Raw genomic sequence first — 26,428 nt, forward strand, 5'->3', positions numbered from 1 at the left:
TCTGGCCCCATGAAAGCAAAAGTTCGCCTCTATGTAGATCACCCGCTGGGCGCGGGGCAAACCGTTGGATTGTCGCGGGAGCAGGCACACTACCTGTTCGCCGTCATGCGACTCGAGGCGGGTGACGGCGTGCTGCTGTTCAACGGCGAGGCCGGCGAATGGCTGGCCGAGGTGATCGTGGCGAACAAGCGTAACCCGGTGTTGGAGTGTCGCACGCAGACCGGCCCGCAGGTCTCGCCGCCCGATTTGTGGCTGCTGTTTGCACCGATCAAGAAGGCGCGCACCGATTTTATCGTCGAGAAGGCGACTGAGATGGGCGCGCGCCGGATAGTGCCGGTGCTGACCGAGTTCACCAACGCGGAGCGGGTGAAGATCGACCGGTTGCAAGCCCATGCGGTGGAGGCAGCCGAGCAGTGTGGCGGGACATTTGTGCCTAAGGTGGCTGAGCCGGTGAAGTTGGCAAACTTGCTGGACATGTGGCCGCAGGAACGAAGCCTGATGTTTTGCAACGAAGCGTTGGTGGGCGAAGACCGAAAGCTTGCCGGAACACGAGGCCCTTGGGCGGTATTGATCGGCCCCGAGGGTGGTTTTTCTGACGCCGAACGCCAGCGGCTCTCGGAGCTGTCCCAAGCCCACGCGGTAAGTCTTGGCCCGCGCATCCTGCGGGCCGACACTGCGGCAGTTGCAGCGCTGACTGTTTGGCAATCAACCCATGGAGATTGGCAATGATCCGTCAGGCGCATCCCGGCGACGAAGCTCGGCTGGATGCGTTTCTGGCGAAGCATCCCGACACTTCGATGTTTCTACGCGGCAACCTTGCTGCCCATGGACTTTCTCCGAGTGATCACCCGCACGCCAGTACGTTTTGGCTTTCGGAAACCGAGGCGGGCAACGTTCGTGCGGTTGTGGGGTGCAACAACGATGGTTTCCTGATGGCACAGGTGCCTGAACCTAAGCCGAGTCTTTGGGAGGCAGTGGCGAACGCACTTGGCGGTCGCAAGCTTGCCGGAATGACAGGCGAAGACGGACAGGTCCAAACGGCGCTGCAAGGCTTGGGCCTTGCGAACGCGGAGTACACGCTAAACCACGATGAACCGCTTTACCGTCTCGAACTAGATAGGCTCGAAGACCCCTCGGCCAAGTTGCGGCCTCCACAGGCCGGCGACGAAGAGATGCTCCGGCTTTGGTACGCCGAGCACTTCCTCGACACAGGTTTTGCGCCCAATAAGAACCAGGCGATGGTCGACGCACGGCGCCGTGCAGAGCGAATGGCTCGAAGCGATGATCTGCGCATTCTTATCGAGGGTGGCGTCCCGGTGGCGATGGCGGGCATCAATGCGCGCGTGGCGGACTTTGTGCAGCTTGGCTCCGTTCATGTGCTGCGATCGATGCGCAATCAGGGCTTCGGCCGCAGGGTTACGGCGGCGCTGTTAGCAGAGCAGCGAATCAAGGGCGCCCGCACCGCAGTGCTCTTTGCCAACAATCCGGCTGCCGCTCGGGCTTACGAAGCAATTGGTTTCAACCAAGTTGGGCACTACCGGATCTCAATTCTTGCCCGACCCACAGCCGCGCGGGTCCTCGAATGAGCCTTATTCGCCCAGAAGCGCAGGCCGTACTCTACCGTTGGAGAGAGTGCATAGCTGGTGCGTGTGTTGCGGTCCTCGGAGTATTCTTTGGGCTCAACTTTTCCGGGCTTGTCTGGTGGTTGGCGGTCGCACTGACGGCTTTGGGTGGTTTGGCCTTTTTCACGGGCCTGCAACGCGCCCGTATTCGGCCACGTTCTGGCGGGCGCGGTGTGATCGAGCTTGATGAGGGCGCGTTGCGCTACCTGACTGGCGAAGGCGGGGTGATCGTCTCGCTGCCGGAAGTCGTGCGCGTTGAGATCGAGACCACCGGTGATGGCCCGACAGAGGATGATCTGTTTTGGTTGTGGGTGACGCCGGAAGGCACCGCTCGCATTCCCGCCTCCGCAACTGGCTCAGAGAAGTTGGTAGATGCCCTTGCCGCCTTCTCTGGGGCTCGTTACGAGCAGGTCATCGCGGCCTCCGGAAGCACCGAACCGCGGCTGTTCATCGTGTGGCAGAAGGATAGACTTCTGGTGCATTGACTTCACCGCTCATGCCGCCAAGTCTGACGGTTCAGAAGGCCACAAACCCCGGAGCCATACATGTCTATCCCCCAATCCGGCGGCGGGCCGATCGAGCGGCACGAGCAACTTGCAGAGTACTTGGCGTCTGGCTGCAAGCCGAAGGACGCATGGCGCATTGGCACCGAGCACGAGAAGTTCGGCTACTGCAAAGACTCGCTCAAGCCTCTTGCATTCGAAGGCGAGCGCTCGATCCGGGCAGTGCTCGAGGGACTGAGGGATACCTATGGCTGGGCGCCCGTCGAAGAGGGGGGCCATCTTATTGGCCTTGAGAAGGATGGTGCCAATGTTAGCTTGGAGCCCGGCGGGGCACTGGAGCTTAGCGGTGCCCCGCTAGAGACCATTCACCAGACCTGTGACGAGGTGAACGAGCACCTTCGGGAGGTCAAAGAGGTCTCTGACAAGATCGGAGTGGGTTTCATCGGTTTGGGTGCTGCGCCCGAGTGGATGCATGATGAAATGCCCCTCATGCCCAAGGGCCGCTACAAGCTGATGAACGACTACATGCAGAAGGTCGGGCCGCTGGGTACGACTATGATGCGGAGAACCTGCACGGTTCAGGTGAACCTCGATTTCGGCTCCGAGGCTGACATGGTTCAGAAGATGCGCGTTGCGCTGGCACTACAGCCAGTGGCCACGGCCCTCTTCGCCAATTCGCCGTTCTTTGAAGGCAAGAAGAACGGAATGAAGAGCTTCCGATCCTACGTCTGGCGAAATCTGGATGATGACCGCACCGGGATGCTGCCCTTTGTCTTCGACGACGGCTTCGGATTTGAGGCCTACGCCGAGTACGCTCTCGATGTGCCCATGTACTTCGTCTATCGGGACGGCACTTACATCAACGCACTCGGTCAGTCGTTTCGGGATTTTCTGAAGGGTGAACTACCCGCTTTGCCCGGCGAGAAGCCGACATTGAGCGATTGGGCCGATCATTTGACGACGCTCTTTCCCGAGGCGCGCCTGAAGCGGTTCATCGAGATGCGCGGCGCCGATGGCGGACCGTGGCGTAGGCTTTGCGCTTTGCCTGCATTCTGGGTGGGTTTGACGTATGACCAAGGCGCATTGGATGCCGCGTGGGACATTGTGAAGGGCTGGGATGCTGAAACCCGTCAAGCGCTGCGTGTTTCGGCAGGCGAACAAGGACTTGCTGGCGAAGTGAACGGCCTGAAGATGCTCGATTTGGCCAAGGAAGCGGTTGCCATAGCGCAAGCGGGCCTGAAGGCGCGCGCACGGCCCGGTTCTGGCGGGATGGTCGCCGACGAGACGCATTTTCTCAATGCGTTGCAGGACAGCGTCGAAAGCGGACAGACCCCGGCGGATGAACTCCTCGAGCATTTCGACACCGATTGGAGTGGAGACCTCAAGCGGATCTATCCGGCTTACAGCTACTAAAGTGCAGTCCGCGTGAGGGCTACGTGAAAACTTCCGTCACAGTCGGGCGGGAGCACACGGAAATGTTAACCTTACTTGACCCAACGGTAAAAAAGTGCCCAATCTCTCGGCACAAGACATTGAACGTGAAGAGGGATTTATTCAATGCGTGACACCATTATCAAGATTTTCGACGTCCTTATCTGGGTGATCGGTGCGATCACTGCCATCGGCGGTATCATCGCCGGTATTGTCGTTCTGGCGCAGGGCGAAGTGGTTGGCCTCGGCTTCATCATCGGCGGCATCCTCTACGCCGTGATCATCATGGCCCTGTTTTTCATCCAAATCGGTATCTACTACCACACCAAGCGCACCGCCGAAGCGGTGGAGAAGCTGGCCGGACGCTAAAACGCGCCACACCTTTGAAGTTAGGGAAGCCGGGCCTCAGGGCCCGGTTTTCTTTTTTTCGCCTATGCGGGTTTCGGTGCCTGCCTTCATCCGTTGGATGTTTTCAACGTGTCGGATGTAGATGAGCACTGTCAGCGCGATACCAAGGAAGAAACCGTTGGGATAGCCGAGTGTGAACATCCAAAACGTACAAGTCGCCGCCGAGATCAGGGCCGCCAGAGAACTGAGGCGCGTGGCAAAGGCAACGATCAGCCATGTTCCACAGGCTGCCAGGCCTGTGAGTGGGTGCAGAGCGAGAAGTGTGCCAAGGAAGGTGGCAACGCCTTTGCCGCCCTTGAATTTGAGCCAAACCGGAAAAAGATGACCTAGGAAGGCGAATAGGCCCGCCACTTGGGCCGCATCTTCGGCAAGGAGCCAGCGAGCCACGAGCACAGCGATACCGCCTTTGCCAGCGTCGAAGACCAAGGTGAGAAGGGCGGCAAGCTTGTTGCCGGTACGCAGGACGTTTGTTGCCCCGATATTTCCAGAACCAATCTTGCGCAGATCACCCAAACCGAACGCCCGTGCCATGACCAAGCCGAAGGGTACGGAACCTAACAGGTAGGCCAGCAGTGCAGTGACCAACAGCAGGTTAAGATCAGTCGTTATGACAGGCATCGAGGCTCCTTGTATGCCCCCCGTCTATGCGCCAACACAAAGCTATTGAGCAAGGGTCTACCGCGGCACGCCCAGACTACGAACCAATAGAACGGCACATTCGAGTGCCGCCGCGAGCACCTGTCCCGGCGCCATGTTCAGATGAGAAGCACCTGAGCGCCCACGCGCACCAGGCTGAACAGCTCGGCAATATGCTCATTGTAAAGACCAATGCAGCCGTTAGATGACTTACGTCCAATCTTGCGCGTGTCGTGGGTGCCGTGGATGCGGTAGTAGGTCCAGCCGAGGTAAAGGGCGTGGGTGCCGAGCGGGTTATCCGGCCCAGCAGGCACGAAGTCGGGCCACTCGGGGTTACGGCGCTTCATGGCCGGGGTTGGCGACCACGTCGGGCCCTCGACCTTTCGCGCAACCGATGTGCGGCCACGGCGGGTAAGATCCTCAGAGATGGGCACAGAGGTTGGGTACAGCTTGTAAACCGATTGGTCAGGCGACCAGTAGTGAAGTGCACGAGAGGTTAGATCCACCAGAATGGCGCCACCTCGGGTGGAGCTGAAGTAAGGCCGCCAATCAAGCGAACGAAAGCTGGAGATGTTGCGGGTAACCTGTTCCTGCGAACGCAAAGCCGAAGGGTCGACCTCTTCGGCCCAGCTTGCGGCTGGAAAAGTTGCAGCAGCAGCCGTGGCCCCCAAAAATGCGCGGCGGTTTAACTTGGCATTCGAAAAATCAGTCATCCTGTCCTCGAAATAATGTTCGCGGAGTGCAGATCTCCGCTGGGTAGCATTTATATTGCGTGAAAGCCTCAGTCGCAAATCAAACACATGGCAAAGCCGTGAACGTGATGTCGCCGCAATTGCAGAACTAAGGGCAAGCAGCTATGGCTGACGCCCGACACTGTTTACAGGGGCTGCCTTCATCATGCTGCGGATGATTTCCTTGATTGTCGTGAGTGCGGTTTCGCTCTCCGCTTGTGCACCCGCCGTTACGACGAGCGGCGAGGGCGGCGTTCGGGTGTACAACATCAGCGCCCGCGACGCGAACCAAATCCCCTATCGGGTGCTCGACACCGTCAATGAGCTGCGGGCCGCTCGCGGCGTGAGTCCTGTTGCGCTGAGCTCGGAGCTGACTGCGGCGGCTTCGACCCATGCGCGCGACATGTCGGTTCAGAACAGACCGTGGCACTTTGGGTCCGATGGCTCTAGCCCGTTGGATCGGGTGCGTCGCACCGGGTATTCGGGGCAATTCCTCGGTGAGAATATCAGCGAGACGTTTGAGTCCGAAATCGAGACTGTGTCCGCCTGGATGGAGCAGCCCGACACGCGCAATGTGATCCTAGCCCCCTCCGCACGAAACCTCGGTTTTGCCTGGTACCAAGAGCCGAACGGCAAGATCTGGTGGACCCTGATCACCGGAAGCTAAACTTAAATACAGACAGTCAACGCGCCCGGGCTTTGCGCCGGGCGCTTTTGTGTGAGCGCAACACTACGGATGGATATCAATCACGGTGCCGTTGCGGACCATGGCGTAGATCTTCTCGATCTCTCGATTCTTGACCCAGATGCAACCAGCCGTCCAATCCGAGCCCTTCCGGTCGCGTTTGCTCTCGCGTGCACCATGGATAAAGATGTCGCCGCCGGGCTTCTTGCCTTGAGAGGCTGCAAACTCACGGTCTGCGTCATTGGGGTATGAGATCCCCAACGAAAGGTGAAAGCTCGAGTTCGGGTTCCGCCTATCGATCGTGTAGCGGCCTTCAGGCGTCTTGCCGTCCCCCTCGAACTGCTTGTGGCCACTCGGCGCGAAGCCAAGCCCGATTTTGTACTCGCGCAACACCTCTTGGTGATGAAGCAAGTACATGCGACGACGGTCCTTATAGACGACGATCCGAGTAACTTCCGGTCCGTTGTAGGTTTTGAACTTGCTCGAACAGCCCGCAATGGCAAGGGCCGTAGCGCCAAAGAGCGTGGCGCGGCGTGTCAGCTTGATCACCGTTAAAATCCCAGCATGTGCCTGTTTGTTTTTATGCGCCGCACTATACGGATTTTGGCTGGTCTGAGAAGGTGCGACGGTGCGTCTCACGCCCGCGTGAATTGCGCTGCCAGCTCCACATGAGACGCCCACCTAAACTGGTCTACTGGCTGAACCCAATCCAGAGTGTAGCCGCCCTCAACCAGAATGCGGGCGTCACGGGCAAAGGTGACCGGATTACAGGAAACAGCCGCGATGGTCGGTACCATACTCTTGGCGAGAGCGTCATGCTGCGCTTCGGCGCCGGCACGGGGCGGATCGATGACCACGCCGGAGAAGCGCTCCAATTCATCGGGCAATAGTGGCTGGCGAAAGAGATCTCGCACCTTGGCAGTGGTTCGCCGGAGGCCTCCACCGGTCGAGCGCCAGCCAGCGTCCAAAGCTTCGACAAGCTGCCTGTAGCCCTCAAACGCCTCAACTTCACTACCAGCAGCAAGCGGTAGCGTGAAAGTTCCGCAACCTGCAAACAGATCGGCGATCAGGGTCTGATCTTGGCCCAAAGCGTCTTGTATTGCATACAAAAGGGCCGCTTCCCCATGGGCGGTTGCCTGAAGAAACGCACCGGGTGGCGGAACGACGCGGGCGGCACCAAAGCGCTGAACCGGCGGCTCACGGGTCACGATGGGCTCATCGCCGTAGGTCAGCCGCGAGAGGCCATGTTCCCCGGCCAACTGTGCCAACTCAACCAGAACAGATCGGTCCGCCGATCGGCCGCCGCTTATACGAACATCGAGGCCGGATTCAGAAACCGCTACTGCGATATCCACGCCACTGGTGCGTGTGGCCGAGATCCGCGTCAAAGCCTCCAACGCTGGAAGGGCAGCGATGATATCAGGATGGAGTACCTCGCAGTCCGGCACCTCTACAAGCTCGTTGGAAGCTCTGGCCATGAACCCGACCATTGCCCCCTTCTTGGTGCGTCGCCCATGGAGGGTTGCGCGCCTCCGGGAAGCGGGAGGCGAGGTCGTTATGGACCGGATCTCAGTCTCGATTCCTTGGGCGGCCAAGCCTTGCACAATGACCGAGGTCTTCCACTCGGCAACGAACCCGTCAGATGCATGTTGCATCGCACAGGCACCACAGGCCTTGAAGTGTCGGCAGGGAGGTGACACTCGCGCCCCTGACGGCGTCAGAACCTGCACCTTGCCTGTGGAAACTGCGACCTTTTCACCCGGGAGCACACGCGGAACGGGCTGCACGCCCTCCGCAACCCCTTCGCCGCGAACATTCAGCCGTTCGACTACTACCTCTTCCATGCTCGAGGCGTTACTCGGCGGCCTCAGTCAGGTCAAGAAAACCTCCGGACTGACGATGCCAGAAGCCCGCGTAGCGCCCACCCAGCGCGACCAGCTCCTCATGGGTGCCTTCCTCGATTATGCGGCCATCGTCCAACACAACGATCCTGTCCATCCGGGCGATAGTTGAGAGGCGGTGGGCAATCGCGAGCACGGTCTTGCCCTCCATCACCTCATCAAGCGCGCCTTGGATTTGGGCCTCAACCTCTGAGTCCAGCGCGGAGGTTGCTTCATCGAGTACGAGGATCGGAGCGTTCTTAAGAATAGCGCGAGCAAGGGCAACACGCTGTCGCTGCCCGCCCGAAAGGCGCACGCCACGCTCGCCAAGATGGGCATCGTAGCCCTGCCGGCTGTTGAAGTCTTCAAGGCCTGTTACGAACTCATGGGCCTCGGCGCGGCGGGCGGCCTCTTCCATATCTTCATCCGGAGCGTCCGGGAGACCGTACTTCAGATTGTCGCGCGCGGAGCGATTAAACATGGCCGTGTCTTGCGTGACCATTGAAATGGCACGGCGAAGGCTCTCTTGAGTGACAGTAGAGATGTCCTGACCGTCGATCAGGATGCGGCCCTTCTCCGTATCGTAGAGACGCAGGAGCAACGAGACCATGGTGGACTTGCCTGCCCCGGAGGCCCCGACGATACCAAGGCGCTCCCCGGGCGCGATGCGAAGCGACACTCCATGCACCCCATCACGCTCACGACCGTAGGTGAACTCCACGTCTTGGAACTCAATCGCGCCTTCAGGCACTTCGAGCGCCACCGCATCTGATGCGTCGGTGACCGAATGGCTCGGCGTGAGCGTTCTCATCCCGTCCTCGATCTCACCTACACTGGCGTAGATGCCGAGTAGGGTGTGGCTGACCCAGCCTGTCATCTGCGCGATGCGGATCGCGATGGTACCGGCTGCGGCAATGTCACCAGCCGTTGCAGTGCCGCCTTTCCAGAGCAAGAGCGTCCCCCCAATAAGGAGGGCAGGGAGAACGCCCGCCAGCAACATGAGCGCACCACGAAACCCGGCAGCAAGCGTGCCGACGTGGATCACTGAGTCACGGAACTTCCCCATTGCGCCGAGCGCAGCGCGATCTTCATGGTCGGCGTGGGCAAACAGCTTGACCGTCTTAATGTTAGTGATGGTGTCCACAACCTGCCCTGTGACCATCGCGCGCGCCGAGGCTCGGGCTTTGGAGCGCACGCGAATGCGCGGCATGTACCAAGCGATCAGCCAAAAATAGGCGATGAGCCAAACCGCGAGCGTGAGCGCGATTCGCCAATCGATCCCGATCAGCAGCAGCACCGCGCCGACGAGCGAAGCCAAGGCAAAACAGACAGTGTTGGCCATTTCCGAAATGACATCGGTGATCGCGCGTGCGGTCTGCATCTGTTTCTGCGCGATGCGACCCGCAAAGTCGTTGTCGAAGAACTGCACCGCCTGGCCCATCGTCCAGCGATGCAGACGCGATAAAACGAGAGGCATCACGTTGGGTTGGATGACCAGCGTGTTGGCAGCGGCGGACGCCAGAAAGCAGGCGGGGCGGATTATAATAAAGAAGCCCAGCGTGCCGAGGATCAGCCAGAGGTGCGTTGAGAAGAAGGCATCCGGACCCGCAGCGAGAGCAGAATCGATGATCTGGCCAAGCAGGAGGGCGGTGATGACCTCCAGCGTCCCGGTGATTGTGAAGAGCAAGCCCGATGCGACGAGAGGCACTTCCGCGCCACGCACAGCCCAATGCATAAACGGCATCAGCTTGTCCGGCGGCGCGCCATCCGCGTGGCGAAAGGCGTCAATCAAATTGGCGAGGCGGCGGGCAATGCGTTGCATAGGCAGTCCTTGGGCGTCCGGAAGCAACGTAGCCCGGGCGCGGAAGAAGGAAACTAGGCCTTGAGCAACTCTTCTCGTGTCAACTCGAAGCCGGACGCGATCCAACGCGCCTCTAACGTTTTCAGGCGTGCGCCTAACTCCGGACCAGAGAACCGTGGCATCAGGTCGGCTGCTTTGATTGGAAACGTTTGGCCTGCGCCCTTTCTAGCTTCTTCGCCTGCGTTTTCCGGTGGAAGCGTCTCTGTCTGGGCCGCGCGCAAGAGAATGGCATCTAGCCCGGTTTCTGACCCGAACCGGTAGCCAAGCTCACTCGCAGAGGACATCGAGCTCGCGGCTGTCACATGCATTTCGATGCCGCGCTCATGCGCGCGGGGCAACCTCAGCCCATCGCGGTCGCCACCCAGTGCTGCGAGGCGTGCCGTCACCTCTGAAGTGGGAGCGAAGTGCAGAAATCTCGCAAGCGTCGGTGCATCGGCACCAGGGATGACGTGATGCAAAACCCCAGAAGCAGCCATGGCGGCTACGGCAGCCGAAGGGTCAGGAGCAGCCAGCAGCTTCAGTAGTTCGGTCGTGATGCGTTCAGCCGAAACTCTTGCCAGCCCATCGACACCTGCAGCGCAGGCGGCGACACCCTCTTCATCGATGCCTTGAGCTGGGTCGGCGTACCACGCTGTGAAACGGAAGAAGCGGAGGATCCGCAAGTAGTCTTCAGCGATCCGCTCTTCGGGTCTCCCGATGAAGCGCACCCGCCCGGCCTCAAGATCGGGCAGCCCATTCAATGGGTCGATCAAATCTCCACGTGCATCGCAATACAGCGCGTTCATGGTAAAGTCGCGTCGGGCGGCGTCCTCGGCAATGTTGCGTGCAAAAGCCACCGTGGCGCGACGGCCATCGGTAGACACATCATTGCGGAAAGTGGTCACCTCGATCGGTTCATCCCCGGCAAGGACAGTGACGGTACCGTGCTCGACGCCCGTAGGGACAACCCGAAACCCGACTTGCTTGGCTATTTCGGTGACGCTCTCAGGCAGCGCATCAGTTGCCAGATCAAGATCTGATACCGGAGCGCTGAGAAGCGTGTTGCGAACGCAACCTCCAACAAAAAGCGCCTTGAAGCCCTTGTTCTCGAGCGCTCCACACAGTGCCTGAGGGCCAACCGCCGCGAGCCACGATGCGTTGATACGTCTCATGCCTGCATCCGGTCTGCCAGCGCACGAAGCATCAGGGCAGTGGCCCCCCAGATGTAGTAGGGGCCGTAGGGGACAGTGTAGTAGCGCCGGTTGTATCCCTGCCAGAAACGGCCCTGCACTATGTAGTTGGTCGGCTCAGTGACGTGGCTAAGCGGAACGGTGAAAACCTCATCGACCTCACCAACCTCAGGGCGCGGCGCGAATTCACCGTCGATCAGCCCAACCACAGGCGTCACCGAAAACCCCGTAACGGTTTCATGCGGTGGGAGTGTGCCGAGCACACGCACCGTCTTTCGGGGGAGGCCGACTTCTTCACTCGCCTCGCGCAACGCCGCGTCCACGACATCTGCATCTTGCGGATCAACTTTTCCGCCAGGAAATGCGATCTGCCCCGGGTGATGTTTGAGCCGGGAGCTGCGCTTGGTCAGGATCAGACGTGGCTCGTGGCCGGTCATCCAGACAGGCACCAACACTCCGGCCGCTCGCGTCTTAGCCCGCACCGATGGTCGGCTCGGATTGAGGTCGTAGTCCGACGAAGGACGGCCCTCTGCAGCTATAGCCGCTAGAAGCCGTGCCTCAATGTCAGTCATTGCCATCCTTCGCCTCGAACCCAAGCGTCGCCGGGTCCAGATCGTAGTGTGCCCCGCAGAACTGGCAATCAGCCGTCACCCGGCCTTCATCGGTGGTCATCGTAGCAATGTCTTTCGCCGAATAGATGGAGAGCGACTCACGCACACGCTCTTCCGAGCAGGTGCAGCCGAACTTGATGGCCTGTGGATCGTACACGCGAGGGCTCTCTTCGTGGAAGAGACGCACAAGAAGGTCGGTTGGCTGCACGGTCGGGCCAACGAGTTCAAGCTCTTCCACCGTATCCAGAAGAATATTGGCGCGATTCCAGTGCTCCTCGTTCTCATCGTCGAGCATATCGGTCGGCTGCAGCAGGCGCGGCTCGTCACTTTCAGCAGGTTTCAGAAATGGTGAAGCCTCTGGCATGAGTTGCAACATCATGCCACCAGCTCGCCAACTCCCAGCGGTCCCGTCGGCATCCAGAGAACGTCCGTATCGAAGTTGAAAGCGCGTCGGCAGTTGCTCGGATTGGGCAAAATAGGTTTCTGCACAGGCCGAGAGCGAGCCGCCATCAATTGGCGTGATCCCTTGATATGGTGTGGTGCCCTCACCTTGGTCGATGAGGATTGCAAAGTAACCCTTTCCAATCAGGTCGAAGGGCTGTCCCGTAAGCGGACGTGCTGTATCGAAACTCGCGTAGGCCCGGATGCGTGCAGGTCCGCCCTCTTTCTCCGGTGCGTAGTAATCGGTTGCGATCAACCGTGCGGGTCCATCTCCGCGGACTTGCAGGGACAGCTTCCAACGAAGCTTCATTGTGTGGCCTATCATGGCCGTGAGAAGGGCCATTTCTGCCACCAGTTGCTCTATCGCATCCGGATAGTTGTGCTGGGCGAGAATCTCATCGAGGACCCCATCGAGCCGCGCCACTCGGCCGCGAATGTCGGATCGGTCGAGTTGAAAGGGCAGGACGGTGTCATCCCAGGCGATCTGTGCACCGAGGGTCATTTGCTTTCCTTGACGGTGTGGGCATGGTTTGTCGGTGCCATATAAGGGCCGAAGTTGACAAGGCAAAGGGGCGGAGTGTGACGCGGAGAGTGGGTGAGCCTGTGAAGGCAGGACAGCGCTACGTCAGGCGACCGGGCATATACGCGTTGCTAACACGCGGCCATGATTTGCTGGTGACGTTTCAGGAGCAGCCTAGGCCGGAGTTCCAGTTGCCCGGTGGCGGGATTGACCCGGGTGAGCAACCGATGGCTGCTCTGCACCGGGAGGTGATGGAGGAAACAGGCTGGCGCATCGAGCCCATCAAAAGGCTGGGTTTCTTTCGGCGCTTCACATACATGCCGGACTACGATCTTTGGGCGGAGAAAGTCTGCACCGTCGTATTGGCAAAACCGATCCACCAACACGGGCCGCCGATTGAGCCGGGGCACAGTGCGGTTTGGCTCAAAGTTGATGACGCTCTGGAATTGCTCGGAAATGCCGGAGACGTCATGTTTGCCCAGCAGGCTTTGAAAGGCAGCCGTTAGACGGTTTGCTTTGGGCCGTCGTACTCGACGAGGATGGCCGACACATCGTCTTCGAAGTCGTCGGCTCCCGTATATTCGCTGAGGTCCCAAGTCAGTGCTTCAAGAAAGCCGGGTCCCCTTGTTCCGGCGTTTCGGCGCAGCAGCGCGGCTAGCCCGGTGTCACCAAGCATTTTGCCCTCCGCATCCACCGCTTCAGTCAACCCATCCGACATTAGAAAGAGCCTGTCGCCAGGTTTCAGTCGACCACTAATTTGTTGGTAAGTCGCTTCTTCAACTAGCCCAACCGGCAATCCGCCGTGTCCAAGAGGTTCAATTGTACCGCTGGCCCGAAGGATCATCGGATGCGGATGACCCGCCTGTACAAGTGTAAAGCTGCCGGACGTCAGGTCGAAGTCAGCATAGGCTAGGGTAAAGTAATGGTCAGTGTCGAGCTCGCTGAACACAAGACGGTTCAGCGCGGCAGCCAGATCAGCAGGTGGCATGGCATCGTACAGACCCAGCTCATTTTCAGTCATGGCGACGTTCTGGTCGGGAGAGGTTGGGGATAGGAATCCTGCGAGCCGAGCGGTCATGAGGGCAGAGGAGACACCGTGGCCCGATACATCGATTGCAAAGAGCCCGACCCTGTCAGCGTTGATCGAAAAGAAACCGACCAGATCGCCTCCAACGTGGCCGGATGGGCGCAGCAAAAGCGATACACGGCTTGAGCCAAAATCCCTAAAACGCTCCTTGACGAGAGACTGTTGGAGTTTCTTCGCGCCTTGAAGATCTCGATCGAGGGAATCGTACAGCGTTGAGATTTGGGAGAGGGTCTGGCTGACAAGCCGGTTTTTCTCAACCAGTTCAGCGTGGATTCCCAAAATGCGTTCACCCGCCGCCAGCCTCGCGCGCAGTTCATCGGGCGATATGGGTTTTGACAGATAGTCATCGGCGCCAGCATCGAGACCGGCAGCAACCTCTTCCGTGCTGCTTTTTGAGGTCAGTAGAATGAAGTACCCGTAGGTTTCGCGGGGTATCGCCCGAAAGATCGAACAGAACTCAATGCCGTTCATCCCGGGCATCATCCAGTCCGAAATGACGAAGTCTGGCGGTTCATCAACACAGATGCCCAACGCCTGCCGGGCACCCTCGGCCTCGATAACGTGATAGCCCCATTTCTTGAGCATCGCAGCAAGGATACGGCGCTGCATCCGGCTGTCGTCGACAACCAGAACCCGCCTGGAGTTTGCGGGCGCAACAGAGTGTGTGCGCGCAGGTTCTACATGGCTGTGCTGCAAGGGGCTTTGAGCTCATTCGTTCGTGACCAGCAAGGTTTGTCAGGAAGCAGTTAAGGTTGGATGAACCGCATAGTTTTCGGCGGCGAAGTAATTTTTCCTAAACTGGTGACGACTAGCTTCTCGCGGTGATCACGTGAAGGAGTGGGATATGATTGATTGGGAGCGTGTGTCCGAGTTGCGGGGCGACGTGGGAGAAGAGGCGTTCGCCGAGGTTCGGGCTATCTTCATCGATGAGGCCGAGAAACTGTTGAGCCAGTTTGAGGCTGGTGGCTCCGGCAGGTGGGAAGAGGACTTCCACTTCCTCAAAAGTTCGGCCCTGAATATGGGTTTCGAGGAAGTCGCCCGCCTCTGTCAGGATGCTGAGGTCCGTGCTCGCTACGGCGAGGCAGGTCCCTCAGATGCAGCCGCAGTAGCGGCAAGCTTCCGCGCTTCGATGACTGAATTCGAGCAGGGACTTAACCGCTGAGGCGAACGACCGCCGGCCTCTTGGATTCACTTCAGAAACCGCCTACACCGCCGCCTTGAACGTAAGCGACGGAGCGCCCCTCACATGACTGCCCCAAAAAAAGTGGTGCTCGCCTACAGCGGCGGGCTTGATACTTCGGTCATCCTAAAGTGGCTCGAGGTGGAAATCGGCTGCGAAGTGGTGACCTTCACCGCTGATCTGGGCCAGGGTGAAGAACTGGAGCCCGCGCGCAAGAAGGCCGAGATGCTGGGTGTGAAGCCCGAGAACATCTTCATCGAAGATGTGCGCGAAGAGTTCGTGCGCGACTTTGTCTTTCCGATGTTCCGCGCCAACGCGGTTTACGAAGGGCTCTATCTGCTCGGCACATCCATTGCCCGCCCTCTGATCTCTAAAAGGCTTGTCGAGATCGCTGCTGAAACCGGTGCCGATGCAGTCGCTCACGGTGCAACGGGTAAGGGCAACGATCAGGTTCGGTTTGAACTCAGCGCATATGCTCTGAACCCAGAAATCAAGGTGATCGCCCCTTGGCGCGAATGGGACCTAACCAGCCGCACCAAGCTGATTGAGTTTGCCGAGGCACACCAGATTCCGATTGCGAAGGACAAGCGCGGCGAGGCGCCGTTCTCGGTGGATGCGAACCTTCTGCACACCTCGAGCGAGGGCAAGGTTCTGGAGGACCCGGGACAGAACGCACCGGAATACGTGTATCAGCGCACGGATGACCCGATGAGCGCGCCGGACGAGCCGGAATACATCGAGATCGGTTTTGAGAAGGGCGACGCCGTCAGCATCAATGGCGAGTCGATGAGCCCGGCGACGATCCTGACCAAGCTCAATGAGGTCGGCAAGCACCACGGAATCGGGCGGCTGGACTTTGTGGAAAACCGGTTTGTCGGGATGAAATCGCGCGGGATTTACGAGACCCCGGGCGGCACAATCCTGCTTGAAGCCCATCGGGGGATCGAACAGATCACCCTCGACAGCGGCGCGGGGCACCTGAAAGACAGCCTGATGCCGCGCTATGCCGAGCTGATCTACAACGGCTTCTGGTTCAGCCCCGAGCGCGAGATGCTTCAGGCCGCGATCGACAAGAGCCAGGAGCAGGTGACCGGCACGGTGAAGCTGATGCTGTTCAAGGGTTTCTGCCGCACGGTTGCGCGGTGGTCGGATCACTCGCTCTATTCCGAGGCGCATGTGACCTTCGAGGAGGACGCAGGGGCCTACGACCAGAAGGACGCGCAGGGCTTCATCCAGCTCAACGCGCTGCGGCTGAAGCTGATCGCAAAGCGGAATCAACGCGTTAAAGGCTAGTCGGACGCCGCGTTACGCTTGATCTGGCCCGCTTCGGCGGGCCACTTCGTTGCTGCCAGAGACAGCCGGAGCGCCAGAGTGACGACCCCCCTGCAAGAGATCGCCGACAAGATCGCCCCTCATCTTGCCGCCAGCGAGAATGAGCGAAGCCTGAAGTTCGACTGCGGCAGTGACGGGATCATGGTGCTGGACGGCCGCGAGGTTGCGGTCGATGACCGGCCCGCCGATTGCACGATCAGACTGTCGCTCGAGAACCTCAGGAAGCTGCTCAAGGGAGAGCTCAATCCGATGACCGGCGTGGTCATGGGCAAGCTCAGGGTTTCCGGCAATCCCGCCGCCGCGATGGAACTGGCGAAGTATCTAGAAGCCTAGGGTTTCAGGGCAACGGCACCCAATCGCTCGTAGTGCGGCATCGCCCCTTCCACGAGGTGCTGCAGTTCGGCCCGAACCGTTGGCAGAGGCCCTTCCGGCCCCGCAAAGCCGCTACTGTCATGCACCGATGCATACCAATGCGCGGCCCAGACGCCGTCGGAGGCGTGGCCGCCCTTGGGCCAGCTCAGCATCGCCGGGTCCCAGGCCAGCCCGATCGCGGCACAGAGTTTTCTCAGCATCCTTTCGGGGTCCTGCCGGATATCGGCGCTGTCCACGACGACCGGGGCTTGGCCGAGCGAGAGGACGTGATCGTGGAGCTCCGCTTGCTGGCGAAAGCCGATATCGTCGGCGGTAACGCCCTCATACTTGTCGGAAAAACTCGCCAGAACGCGGGCAGGATGGCGGAGCAGGAAGACGTTCACACAGGATTCTATGAACCCCCTCGGCACGCCCGGAATCATATGCTGGGTCATATGCTTGTGATACGCGTGGGGCCTGCCGCCTGGGATGGGCCCCAGAAGCTGCGCCGAGACCTCTTCGGTGTTTTCGGGGCGGCTTGCGAGGATCTCGCTCCGCATCGGATGGTCCAGACCTGTCAGCCGCAGGTAGGGGCCATAGAAGGGCTCGTCCACCACATGGAAATCGGCCCGGTTGCCGAAGGCATACATCATTGCGGTCGAAAGATTGCGCGGTCCGGACCACATGGCGATTTTCATGGGGTCACCAGCGCCTTGTAGAGCGCCCGGATGCGCGTGGTCACTAGACCCATCTCTCCGGAACCGATTGTGCGGCCATCGATCTGGCCAACCGGGGTTTGCGCGCCGAATGTACCGGTGAGAAAGGCCTCTTCTGCACAGTAGGCCTCGACGAGGGAGTAGTTTTTCTCGCGGCAGGGGATGCCGTTTGCATGGCAGAGGTCGATCACCTTTTGGCGGGTGATGCCGTTCATGCAGTAGTCGCCTGTCGATGTCCAAACTTCGCCCTTGCGGACGATGAAAAAATTGCAGGCGTTCGTGGTGTTCACGAAGCCATGCACATCGAGCATGAGCGCCTCGTCGGCACCGGCCTTCTCGGCGGCGATGCAGGCAAGGATGCAGTTGAGCTTGCTGTGGGAGTTCAGCTTCGGGTCCTGCGTCATTGGCAGACCGCGCAGGTAAGGGACGGTGGCAAGCCGTATCGGGCGGGGGATGGAGGGCTTGGAGTGCTCCATGATGATCGCCACGGTCGGGCCCTGACGGGAGAGCGACGGGTGCTGAAAAGGGCGGGTCTTGATGCCGCGTGTGACCATGAGGCGCGCATGGGCGTCGGTGGTCATGCCGTTAGCCTGTTGTGTCTCTGATATCGCCGAAACGAGTTGCTTTCGGGTCATGCCAATGTCGAGATCAATCGCCTTGGCGGCTTCGAACAGACGGTCCATGTGCTCGTCGACAAAAGTCCAGCGGCCATCATAGAGGCGGAGCCCCTCCCAGACGCCATCGCCCAGCATGAAGCCGGAATCGTAGACGCTGACGAGGGCCTCGGCACGGGGCTTGAGCTCGCCGTTCAGCCAGATGAGGAGCGACTCGTTGCGCTGGTCGTCCTCGGCGGTGTGGGTGGTGACTTCGGTATCCATGGCGCCACGCTAGGCAGGGCCGCGAATGTTTCCAAGGGTAAAGACGGTGTGAGGTCACGGGCCGGTGATTGGACCAGGCATGGGGGTGGCGGCAAGGGTCGGATCAAGAGGAGGAATGGCGATGTTGATGAAGATGAAACGCGGACGACCGATGGCTCTGGCCCTGGCGATGGCGCTGGGGATCGTGGTGAACTGCGCACCGGCAAAGGCCGCGGCGACCGAAACGGCGGTGCTGGCCGGTGGCTGCTTCTGGTGCGTTGAGGCGGACTTCGAGAAGGTGAAGGGAGTCGAAGAGGTGATCTCGGGCTTTACCGGCGGGAGCGTGGCGAACCCGACCTACAAGCAGGTCGTGCGCGGCGGGACGGGGCACTATGAGGCGGTTCAAGTGAGGTACGACCCGGCCGTTGTCTCATACGACCAGATCCTGCACAGCTTTCTCCGCAGCGTGGATCCGACCGATGCGGGCGGCCAGTTTTGCGACCGGGGCGAGAGCTATCGGACCGCGATATTTGTCTCCAACTCTTCCGAAAAGCAAGCCGCCGAGGCCGCGTTGCGGGATGCACAGAAGGCGCTTGGGGCCAAGGTTGTAACACCGGTACTGGACGAAAGCGCCTTCTACCCGGCGGAGGCTTATCATCAGGATTACTACAAGCAGGGTGATATCATCCTGACGCGGTTCGGGCCGAAGTCGAAGGCCAATGCCTACAAGCTTTATCGTGAAGGATGCGGGCGCGATGCGCGGGTGCGAGAGCTTTGGGGCTCGGCAGCGCCGTTTGCTGGCGGATAGGCGAGACCGGTTTCGCCCTACAGCGCGGCGTCGATCTCGTCGCGGGACGGCATCGCAGGCGCTGCACCGGGCCGTGTGACCTGGATGCTGGCAGCGGCTGTGGCCATTTCGAGTGCCTGCTTGTGGCTCTTGCCCTCCGAAAGGGCGGCGGCGATGACCCCGGTGAAGCAATCGCCTGCACCGGTGGTATCCACGGCCTCGACCTTGCGGGCAGCAACGTGCGTGACGCTACCATCGGATTGATCGCGCCAGATTGCTCCGTCGGCCCCCAGCGTGACCAGGACGTGCGGCACCGGGATGTCGGCAAGCGGCATCTGGTTGCGGCGCTCCAATTCTTCGCATTCGCCACGGTTCATCACTAGAAGGTCGATGTAGGGTAGCATTACGCTGACAGAATGGGGCTCAAAGGGGGCGGCAGAATAGATGACAAAAAGGTCTCTGTTTCGGCCCAGTTTTGCGGTTTCTTCGGTAAACGGGGTCTCGTTCTGTAGCATCAGGATGTCGCCAGCCACCGCCCCAGAGAGCGCGGCCTCAACCGATTCCAGAGACTGTTGAGCGTTGGCGCCATGCTGTATGACAATTGAGTTCTCGCCCGTTGCATCGACATAGATCACGGCATGGCCGGTTTCGGATTCGACCCGCCGGATCTGGCTGATATCAACGCCGAAACGCTCGAGCTGGCCTGTTGCCCAGCTGTCGTTCTTTCCCACGGCGCCTATGTGGACAGTCATTGCCCCGGCTTGTGCGCAGGCGACCGACTGATTGGCGCCCTTGCCGCCGAGTCCGACTGAGTAGCGCGTGGCGGCAAGGGTCTCGCCCGGTGCTGGCATGTGCGGAACCTCGTGGATGAGGTCGCGGTTGATCGAGCCGAAGTTGTAGACTGTCACGCTCCGCCCTGCCTTATCCGATCTTGGCTGCCGCAAGCACGGCCATGTTGAGAATGTCGCTCGCAGTCGAGGTTGTCGAGCAGATCTGGATCGACTTGTCGATGCCGGTGAGGATCGGGCCGATCACGGTAGCACCTGCCATCTCCTGCATCAGTTTCGTCGAAATCGAGGCGGAATGGCGCGCTGGAACGACCAGCACGTTGGCCGGGCCAGTTAGGCGGCAGAAGGGGTAGTTGGCCATCTGGTCGCGGTTCATCGCCACGTCAACCGTCATTTCGCCATCGTACTCAAAGTCCACTGCACGGCGATCAAGAACTTGCGGCGCCAGATGCATCTTTTCCGCCCGTTCCGACACCGGATATCCGAATGTCGAGAACGAGAGAAACGCGACACGGGGTTCCAAGCCGAGGGAGCGCGCCACCGCGGCACCGCGCTCCGCGATGTTGGCGAGGTCTTCTTCATCGGGCCACTCGTGCACCAGAGTGTCCCCGATCAGCACGATCCGCCCTCGGTGGAGCAGGGCCGTCACAGCCACCGCTCCAGATTCGGGCGTGACGTCGAAGACGTTGCCAACCAGTTGCAACGCGTGAGCTGACTTGCGGGTGGCGCCTGTTACCAGCCCGTCACCGTGGCCGTGGGCCAGCATGAGCGCACCGAACACGTGGCGATCCCGGGCGGCGAGGCGGTGAACATCCTGCCGGTCAATCCCGCGGCGCTGTAGGCGCGAATAGAGAAAGTCCTTGTAGTGATCGAGATGAACGGTGTTGGCAGCGTTCACCACCTCCAACTCGCGGACAGCATCGCCAAGCCCAGCGCCCTCAAGCCGTTCCTTCACATCTTCTGCACGGCCGACAATGAGCGCCTTGCCACATCCCTGCCGCTGATAAGCTACAGCGGCACGGAGCACGCGGACGTCATCGCCCTCTGCAAAGATCATGCGGGCCTGAGCATTCCGGGCGCGCGCGTGGATCGACCGGAGAATCGAGGCGGTCGGGTCCATCCGGGCCTTCAGGTTGGCCTCGTAGGTATCCATGTCGACGATCGGGCGGCGGGCGACGCCGGTATCCATTCCTGCGCGTGCCACCGCGGGCGGAACGATATGGATCAGACGGGGGTCGAAAGGCGTGGGGATGATGTAGTCGCGTCCGAAGCTCAGCTTGCGGCCATAGGCCATGGCCACTTCATCGGGAACGTCTGCGCGGGCGAGCTCGGCCAGCGCCTCGGCGCAAGCTATCTTCATCTCGTCGTTGATGGCGCGGGCATGAATGTCGAGAGCGCCGCGGAAGAGGTAAGGAAAGCCGAGGACGTTGTTGACCTGGTTGGGGTAGTCACTGCGGCCTGTCGCTACGATGGCATCCGGGCGAACTTCGTGAGCCTCTTCGGGGGTGATCTCGGGATCGGGGTTGGCCATGGCGAAGATGACCGGGTTCTCGGCCATGCTCATCACCATCTCCTGGGTCACTGCTCCCTTGGCGGAGACACCGAGAAAAACGTCTGCGCCCGCCATCGCCTCCTTCAGCTCGCGCAGGTCGGTCTTGACCGCGTGAGCCGATTTCCACTGGTTCATGCCCTCGGTGCGGCCCTGGTAGATCACACCCTTGGTGTCGCACATGATGCAGTTGTCATGCCGCGCGCCCATCGACTTGAGAAGCTCGAGGCAGGCGATGCCCGCCGCGCCGGCGCCGTTGAGCACGATACGGACATCCTCGATCTTCTTGCCGGAAATATGGAGCGCATTGATGAGACCGGCGGCGCAGATCACGGCGGTGCCGTGTTGGTCGTCGTGAAACACAGGAATGTCCATCAACTCCTTGAGCTGCTGCTCGATGATAAAACACTCGGGCGCCTTGATGTCCTCAAGGTTAATGCCGCCGAAGGAGGGGCCCATCAGTTTGACCGCGTTGATAAACTCCTGCGCGTCTTCGGTATCGAGCTCAAGGTCGATCGAATCGATGTCGGCGAAGCGTTTGAACAGCACGGCCTTGCCCTCCATCACTGGCTTGGAGGCCAGAGCACCGAGGTTGCCGAGGCCGAGGATCGCGGTGCCGTTGGAGATGACGGCCACCAGGTTGCCCTTGGAGGTGTAGTCGTATGCGGCAGCCGGGTTCTCGGCGATAGCTTCCACTGGCACAGCAACACCGGGTGAATAGGCCAGCGAGAGGTCGCGCTGAGTGGTCATGGCCACGGTGGCGTTGATCTCGAGCTTGCCTGGGCGGGGCTCGAGATGGAAACTCAGCGCCTCTTCGGGCGTGATGCGAGATTTGGCCATGTCTTTCCTCCTTGCGCCGCGCGTCTTAATCCGGCGGTGACGTGACGTCCACCGGGGGTTTTTCCTCCCATGCGCTGGGGCTATGGTCCGCCAAATCAGCAGGCGGGGGCAAGTGTGAGTTCAGCAGCAGTCACACCGATGATGGCGCAATACCTGGAGATCAAGGCAGATCATCCAGGCGCGCTGCTGTTTTACCGAATGGGCGACTTCTACGAGATGTTCTTTGACGACGCAGTGGCGGCGGCAGAAGCACTCGATATCGCACTCACGAAACGTGGTAAACACGATGGGGACGACATCCCGATGTGCGGTGTGCCGGTTCATGCCGCCGAGAGCTACTTGCTGACGCTCATTCGGAAGGGCTTCCGGGTTGCCGTGTGCGAGCAGATGGAAAGCCCGGACGAAGCCAAGAAGCGCGGATACAAGGCGGTGGTTCGTCGCGAGGTGGTGCGCTTGGTCACGCCCGGCACGTTGACCGAGGAAAGTTTGCTTGAGCCGCGACGCCACAACTACCTCGCTGCCTATGCAGATGTACGTGGGGAGGGCGCCTTGGCATGGGTCGACATTTCGACCGGGGCCTTTCGGGTCGTGCGCTGCGGGTCCGAAATGCTGGGGCCGCAATTGGCGCGGCTGATGCCGCGCGAGGTGTTGCTAAGCGAGCGCTCAGAAGGATTTTTGGCTGAAATAGTGTCTGACCTTGGTGGTGCACCCACTATGGCCTCTGCAGAGAGCTTCGACAGTGAGGGTGGTAAGGTACGGCTCTGTGCGGCCCTCCGGGTAAAAACGCTGGACGCCTTCGGCACCTTTGGGCGGGCCGATCTTGCAGCACTCGGCGCAATCGTCGCCTATTTGGAACTCACCCAAAAAGGCCAACTGCCGCTTCTGCGCCCTCCGGTGTCTGAGGACATGGGCGGGGTCATGCAGATCGACGCCGCCACGAGGCGAAATCTTGAGCTGACCCGCAGTCTGAGCGGGGGCCGCGAGGGGAGCCTGATCGCCGCAATCGACCGAACACTTACCGCTGGCGGTGGTCGTCTGCTCGAAAGGCGAATCTCTTCGCCATCCCGCAAACTGCCTGAGATCCAACGACGTCTCGACACGGTCCAATGGGCAATGGATAGCGGGCGGCGAGAACAGTTGCGAGACGCACTTCGCCGCGTGCCAGATATGGACAGGGCACTCTCGCGACTGGCACTCGACCGGGGCGGGCCACGCGATTTGGCTGCCGTTCGAAACGGGCTGGCACAGGCTGAATTGCTGGCCTCGTCGCTAATCGGTGAGCTGCCGGAGCTTGTGACCGAGGCCGCGGACGCTCTTCGAGGGCATACAGAGTTGGCTGATTTGCTGGATGCAGCGTTGGTCGCGGAACCGCCATTGCTGGCGCGCGACGGTGGGTTCGTTGCCACCGGTTATAATGCCGAGCTGGACGAGGCTCGCACCCTCCGTGACGAGGGTCGCGGAGTAATTGCGCGAATGCAGGCGGAGTTCTCTGAACAGACGGGGATATCGGCTTTAAAGATCAAGCATAACAACGTCCTCGGTTACTTCATCGAAACAACGGCAACACACGCCGACAAGATGATGAAGCCGCCACTTTCGGAAACTTTCATCCACCGCCAAACCACTGCCAACGCGATACGGTTCACGACCGTAGAACTGAGCGAACTTGAAACGCGGATTCTGAACGCAGCCGGGCGCTCGCTGGAAGTCGAGAAACGCCTCTACTCTGACCTGAGCGAAGCTGTTTTGGATGCATCTGCCAACGTGGGCGGCGCGGCGCGGGCTCTCGCAGAACTCGATCTGGCTTGTGCACTTGCTGATCTGGCCAGCGGGGAAGGGTGGGTCCGACCGGACGTGGATGAAGGCCGTGCCTTTGAAGTCGAAGCCGGTCGTCACCCCGTAGTGGAAGCCGCGCTTCGTCGTGAAGGCGGTCAATCCTTCGTAGCGAACGACTGTGGATTGTCTGACGGTGCGGACGGCGCGCACATCTGGTTGCTGACCGGACCGAATATGGCGGGTAAGTCGACCTTCCTTCGTCAGAACGCGCTGATCGCTCTCCTCGCGCAAGCTGGAAGTTTCGTCCCAGCCAAACGCGCGCACGTTGGTATCGTCTCAAGCCTGTTCTCAAGGGTCGGCGCGGCGGATGACCTCGCGCGTGGCCGCTCGACCTTCATGGTCGAGATGGTCGAAACCGCCGCAATCCTGAACCAGGCTGACGACCGGAGCCTGGTGATTTTGGACGAGATCGGTCGGGGCACTGCAACCTATGACGGTCTTTCCATTGCTTGGGCGGTAATGGAGCACTTGCATGATGTGAACCGGTCTCGCGCGCTCTTCGCGACACATTACCACGAAATGACCGCGCTGAGCGCCAAGCTCGAAGGCGCTGAAAATGCGACCGTGGCGGTGAAGGAGTGGGAGGGAGACGTCATCTTCCTCCACGAGGTGAAGATGGGTGCAGCAGAAGCGAGCTATGGCGTTCAGGTCGCGAAGTTGGCCGGGCTTCCGGAAGCAGTGGTTTCGCGCGCTCGAATGGTTTTGGAGCAACTGGAAAAAGGTGAACGGGAAGGTGGTGACAAGTCAAAGCTCATCGACGATCTGCCGCTCTTCGCTGCAATACCGAAACAGTCTTCATTGCCGAAGACGGCTGAGCACAACGCGCTCAAAGAAAAGCTCGCCGAGGTTCTACCCGACGAGCTGACGCCTCGAGAGGCGCTTGAGGTTATCTATGAGTTAAAGCGCTTGGCCGACTAACACATCGGGCGCAGCACAAGAGTTAACCGGGGTTGGAGCTCACTCCGACCTGTGCTGGGCGCAAGAGGCGATCGTAGAGCATGAAGCCCTCGGCAGCGACCTGGATGATATCTCCCTGCTTGGTATCGGGCAGAGGAGCCTCGAACATCGCTTGGTGCAGCTGCGGGTCGAACTTGTCGCCCACCTCTGGAGAAATACGGCTGATGCCGTGTTTTTCGAAGATATTCAGCAATTCGCGCATGGTCAGCTCAACACCCTCCATCAGGGCAGACATGCTCTCGCTCCGTCCCTCATGGTCGCCCGCCGCGTCAAGCGCGCGCTTCAGGTTGTCATAGACTGGTAGCATGTCACGGGCGAGTTTGGAGCCGCCGTATTGCTCTGCTTCCCGACGATCACGTTCACCGCGCTTGCGGGCGTTTTCAGCATCCGCCAGTGCGCGCATGAACCGGTCACGCATTTCATCCCGCTCAGCGCGGAGGATCTCGAGCTCGTCCAATTCCACCGCCTCGCCGTCTTCATCGGCGAGCGCGTCGATGTCGATGAGCTCTTCGGGTTCCTGCTTCGGATCTGCCATGTCTTACCCTTTGCCTCGATCCGCGATCAGCTTTCCAACAAGCTGCGCGGTATAATCCACGATTGGAACGATCCGGCCATAGTTGAGCCGCGTCGGCCCGATCACACCTACGGCGCCGATGATCTTCCGGTCGGCATTCATATAAGGAGAAACCACCAAAGATGAACCCGAAAGTGAGAACAGCTTGTTCTCGGAGCCGATAAAAATGCGCACACCCTCACCCTCGTCGGTGAGTTCGAGGAACTCTGCAATATCCCGTTTTCTCTCTAGGTCATCGAAGAGAGTGCGTATGCGGTCCAGTTCCTCGGGCTCCGACTCGCCCAGCAGGTTTGCGCGGCCACGGACCACGAGGCGTTCATGCGGCTCGCCTTGCGCTTCCCAAATCGCGGTTCCCTCGGCAACAAGCTCTGCGGCCAAGGCATCGATCTCCTGCCGACGTTGGCCAATCTCTCGCTGGATTACTCCTCGCATCTCTGAAAGAGAATGCCCTTCAGCAAATGAATTCAAGAAGTTGGCTGCTTCTCGCATGGAAGAGGGGGTTTGCCCGGGCGGGGGTGTGAACACCCGGTTTTCAACGTGACCGTCCGAGAAGACCAACACCACTAGGGCTCGCTCCGGCCCGAGTTGAACAAACTCGATATGTTTGATCTCAGCCTCATGCTTGGGTGCCAACACGAGGCTGGCAACTTGCGTGGTTCCCGAAAGCGCTGACCCGACGCGAGAGAGAAGGCTGGAAACATCTGAAGAGTTCGTGCCGAGGGTGGCATCAATCTTCTCACGGTCTTCCGCACCCAGATCGCGCACTTCGAGCAATCCATCGACAAACATGCGCAAGCCTTGCTGAGTCGGCACCCGGCCAGCGCTCACGTGAGGGCTATTCAAGAGCCCAAGATACTCCAAGTCCTGCATGACATTTCGGATCGTGGCGGCAGAGACCTTCTCCTCCAGCACGCGGGTGAGTGTTCTTGAGCCAACAGGCTCACCTGTTGCCAGATAGCTCTCGACCACGCGGCGGAAGACCTCGCGGGACCGATCGTTCATCTCTTCCAGAATTTTTCCGGCGTCATTCATGGGGTTTAGATAGGGACGCAGCACAGGAAACGTCAATCTTGCTT

Annotated in this window: 27 protein-coding genes; 12 read left to right on the plus strand and 15 right to left on the minus strand. The window is 60.1% G+C overall.

Translation table 11 applies throughout. From position 1 onward, the window contains the following. Positions 1 to 9 precede the first annotated feature (9 nt). The 5 genes from KUV38_RS16530 (at position 10) to KUV38_RS16550 (ending at position 3,925) form a co-directional block, all read left to right on the plus strand. A complete protein-coding gene (locus KUV38_RS16530; RefSeq protein ID WP_222471312.1) occupies positions 10 to 729 on the plus strand; it encodes a 16S rRNA (uracil(1498)-N(3))-methyltransferase in 720 nt (239 codons plus the stop codon). Further along, complete coding sequence (locus tag KUV38_RS16535) at positions 726 to 1,586, plus strand: GNAT family N-acetyltransferase (RefSeq protein WP_222471313.1); 861 nt, start codon at positions 726 to 728, stop codon at positions 1,584 to 1,586. The genes KUV38_RS16530 and KUV38_RS16535 overlap by 4 nt, the downstream gene beginning before the upstream one ends. Continuing rightward, entirely contained in the window at positions 1,583 to 2,107 is a 525-nt protein-coding gene (locus KUV38_RS16540; RefSeq protein WP_222471314.1) for a hypothetical protein, read from the plus strand. The genes KUV38_RS16535 and KUV38_RS16540 overlap by 4 nt, the downstream gene beginning before the upstream one ends. A gap of 60 nt (positions 2,108 to 2,167) precedes the next feature. Continuing rightward, positions 2,168 to 3,538: a glutamate--cysteine ligase gene (locus KUV38_RS16545; RefSeq protein ID WP_222471315.1), complete on the plus strand. Its 1,371-nt coding sequence runs from the start codon at positions 2,168 to 2,170 to the stop codon at positions 3,536 to 3,538. A 144-nt stretch (positions 3,539 to 3,682) separates the two neighbouring features. Further along, a complete protein-coding gene (locus KUV38_RS16550; RefSeq protein WP_222471316.1) occupies positions 3,683 to 3,925 on the plus strand; it encodes a hypothetical protein in 243 nt (80 codons plus the stop codon). A 36-nt stretch (positions 3,926 to 3,961) separates the two neighbouring features. On the opposite strand, the gene plsY is transcribed toward KUV38_RS16550, so the two are convergent. Continuing rightward, positions 3,962 to 4,582 (minus strand): glycerol-3-phosphate 1-O-acyltransferase PlsY, encoded by a 621-nt coding sequence (plsY, locus tag KUV38_RS16555; protein ID WP_222471317.1) that lies wholly within the window; start codon positions 4,580 to 4,582, stop codon positions 3,962 to 3,964. A gap of 137 nt (positions 4,583 to 4,719) precedes the next feature. Further along, complete coding sequence (locus tag KUV38_RS16560; RefSeq protein WP_222471318.1) at positions 4,720 to 5,313, minus strand: L,D-transpeptidase; 594 nt, start codon at positions 5,311 to 5,313, stop codon at positions 4,720 to 4,722. Positions 5,314 to 5,497: 184 nt separating this feature from the next. Here KUV38_RS16560 and KUV38_RS16565 point away from each other — a divergent pair, with 184 nt between their 5' ends. Then, entirely contained in the window at positions 5,498 to 5,998 is a 501-nt protein-coding gene (locus KUV38_RS16565) for a CAP domain-containing protein (protein WP_222471319.1), read from the plus strand. Positions 5,999 to 6,061: 63 nt separating this feature from the next. Here the strand turns inward: KUV38_RS16565 and KUV38_RS16570 are convergent, their stop codons facing one another. The 6 genes from KUV38_RS16570 to KUV38_RS16595 all read right to left on the minus strand — a co-directional run bounded on the left by KUV38_RS16570 (position 6,062) and on the right by KUV38_RS16595 (position 12,480). Then, positions 6,062 to 6,556, minus strand: a complete 495-nt coding sequence (locus tag KUV38_RS16570) for a murein L,D-transpeptidase family protein (protein ID WP_261385439.1) — start codon at positions 6,554 to 6,556, stop codon at positions 6,062 to 6,064. A 95-nt stretch (positions 6,557 to 6,651) separates the two neighbouring features. Continuing rightward, entirely contained in the window at positions 6,652 to 7,506 is an 855-nt protein-coding gene (locus KUV38_RS16575) for a class I SAM-dependent RNA methyltransferase (protein ID WP_315898650.1), read from the minus strand. Positions 7,507 to 7,870: 364 nt separating this feature from the next. Then, positions 7,871 to 9,718 carry an ABC transporter ATP-binding protein gene (locus tag KUV38_RS16580; RefSeq protein WP_222471321.1) on the minus strand — a complete coding sequence of 616 codons (1,848 nt, stop codon included), beginning with the start codon at positions 9,716 to 9,718 and terminating at the stop codon, positions 7,871 to 7,873. 53 nt (positions 9,719 to 9,771) lie between these two features. Further along, a complete protein-coding gene (locus tag KUV38_RS16585) occupies positions 9,772 to 10,908 on the minus strand; it encodes a CCA tRNA nucleotidyltransferase (protein WP_222471322.1) in 1,137 nt (378 codons plus the stop codon). Further along, positions 10,905 to 11,498, minus strand: a complete 594-nt coding sequence (locus KUV38_RS16590; protein ID WP_222471323.1) for a CoA pyrophosphatase — start codon at positions 11,496 to 11,498, stop codon at positions 10,905 to 10,907. Before KUV38_RS16590 ends, KUV38_RS16585 begins: the two co-directional genes overlap by 4 nt. Further along, positions 11,491 to 12,480, minus strand: coding sequence for an Hsp33 family molecular chaperone HslO (locus KUV38_RS16595; RefSeq protein WP_222471324.1), 990 nt, complete (start codon positions 12,478 to 12,480; stop codon positions 11,491 to 11,493). The genes KUV38_RS16590 and KUV38_RS16595 overlap by 8 nt, the downstream gene beginning before the upstream one ends. A gap of 77 nt (positions 12,481 to 12,557) precedes the next feature. Between KUV38_RS16595 and KUV38_RS16600 the strand changes: the two genes are divergently transcribed. After that, entirely contained in the window at positions 12,558 to 13,004 is a 447-nt protein-coding gene (locus tag KUV38_RS16600; protein ID WP_222471325.1) for an NUDIX domain-containing protein, read from the plus strand. Here the strand turns inward: KUV38_RS16600 and KUV38_RS16605 are convergent. Continuing rightward, on the minus strand, positions 13,001 to 14,281 hold the full coding sequence (locus KUV38_RS16605; protein WP_261385400.1) for a PP2C family protein-serine/threonine phosphatase: 1,281 nt from the start codon (positions 14,279 to 14,281) through the stop codon (positions 13,001 to 13,003). The two genes, KUV38_RS16600 and KUV38_RS16605, sit on opposite strands and share 4 nt — an antisense overlap. A gap of 148 nt (positions 14,282 to 14,429) precedes the next feature. Here KUV38_RS16605 and KUV38_RS16610 point away from each other — a divergent pair, with 148 nt between their 5' ends. From KUV38_RS16610 to KUV38_RS16620, 3 genes are all read left to right on the plus strand, one after another. After that, positions 14,430 to 14,747, plus strand: coding sequence for an Hpt domain-containing protein (locus KUV38_RS16610; protein WP_222471327.1), 318 nt, complete (start codon positions 14,430 to 14,432; stop codon positions 14,745 to 14,747). Positions 14,748 to 14,831: 84 nt separating this feature from the next. Continuing rightward, on the plus strand, positions 14,832 to 16,058 hold the full coding sequence (locus KUV38_RS16615) for an argininosuccinate synthase (RefSeq protein WP_222471328.1): 1,227 nt from the start codon (positions 14,832 to 14,834) through the stop codon (positions 16,056 to 16,058). A gap of 78 nt (positions 16,059 to 16,136) precedes the next feature. Next, positions 16,137 to 16,430, plus strand: a complete 294-nt coding sequence (locus tag KUV38_RS16620) for an SCP2 sterol-binding domain-containing protein (RefSeq protein ID WP_410001044.1) — start codon at positions 16,137 to 16,139, stop codon at positions 16,428 to 16,430. Here the strand turns inward: KUV38_RS16620 and KUV38_RS16625 are convergent. Together KUV38_RS16625 and KUV38_RS16630 are read right to left on the minus strand one after the other, a co-directional pair. Continuing rightward, a complete protein-coding gene (locus KUV38_RS16625; RefSeq protein WP_222471329.1) occupies positions 16,427 to 17,146 on the minus strand; it encodes a sulfotransferase in 720 nt (239 codons plus the stop codon). The genes KUV38_RS16620 and KUV38_RS16625 overlap by 4 nt on opposite strands. Beyond that, on the minus strand, positions 17,143 to 18,042 hold the full coding sequence (locus tag KUV38_RS16630; protein ID WP_222471330.1) for a D-amino acid aminotransferase: 900 nt from the start codon (positions 18,040 to 18,042) through the stop codon (positions 17,143 to 17,145). Before KUV38_RS16630 ends, KUV38_RS16625 begins: the two co-directional genes overlap by 4 nt. 121 nt (positions 18,043 to 18,163) lie before the next feature. Between KUV38_RS16630 and msrA the strand changes: the two genes are divergently transcribed. Next, positions 18,164 to 18,829 carry a peptide-methionine (S)-S-oxide reductase MsrA gene (msrA, locus tag KUV38_RS16635; RefSeq protein ID WP_222471331.1) on the plus strand — a complete coding sequence of 222 codons (666 nt, stop codon included), beginning with the start codon at positions 18,164 to 18,166 and terminating at the stop codon, positions 18,827 to 18,829. 17 nt (positions 18,830 to 18,846) lie between these two features. On the opposite strand, the gene KUV38_RS16640 is transcribed toward msrA, so the two are convergent. Next, a complete protein-coding gene (locus KUV38_RS16640) occupies positions 18,847 to 19,716 on the minus strand; it encodes a ribokinase (protein WP_222471332.1) in 870 nt (289 codons plus the stop codon). Positions 19,717 to 19,729: 13 nt separating this feature from the next. After that, positions 19,730 to 21,985, minus strand: coding sequence for an NADP-dependent malic enzyme (locus tag KUV38_RS16645; RefSeq protein ID WP_222471333.1), 2,256 nt, complete (start codon positions 21,983 to 21,985; stop codon positions 19,730 to 19,732). A 69-nt stretch (positions 21,986 to 22,054) separates the two neighbouring features. On the opposite strand from KUV38_RS16645, the gene mutS reads away from it, so the two are divergent. Continuing rightward, on the plus strand, positions 22,055 to 24,739 hold the full coding sequence (gene mutS / locus KUV38_RS16650; RefSeq protein ID WP_410001045.1) for a DNA mismatch repair protein MutS: 2,685 nt from the start codon (positions 22,055 to 22,057) through the stop codon (positions 24,737 to 24,739). A 22-nt stretch (positions 24,740 to 24,761) separates the two neighbouring features. Here the strand turns inward: mutS and KUV38_RS16655 are convergent, their stop codons facing one another. Beyond that, entirely contained in the window at positions 24,762 to 25,313 is a 552-nt protein-coding gene (locus tag KUV38_RS16655) for a nucleotide exchange factor GrpE (RefSeq protein ID WP_222471334.1), read from the minus strand. A 3-nt stretch (positions 25,314 to 25,316) separates the two neighbouring features. Beyond that, positions 25,317 to 26,384: a heat-inducible transcriptional repressor HrcA gene (gene hrcA / locus KUV38_RS16660; protein WP_222471335.1), complete on the minus strand. Its 1,068-nt coding sequence runs from the start codon at positions 26,382 to 26,384 to the stop codon at positions 25,317 to 25,319. Between the last annotated feature and the right edge of the window lie 44 nt (positions 26,385 to 26,428).

Source organism: Vannielia litorea (genome assembly GCF_019801175.1).
Taxonomy (GTDB): domain Bacteria; phylum Pseudomonadota; class Alphaproteobacteria; order Rhodobacterales; family Rhodobacteraceae; genus Vannielia; species Vannielia litorea_B.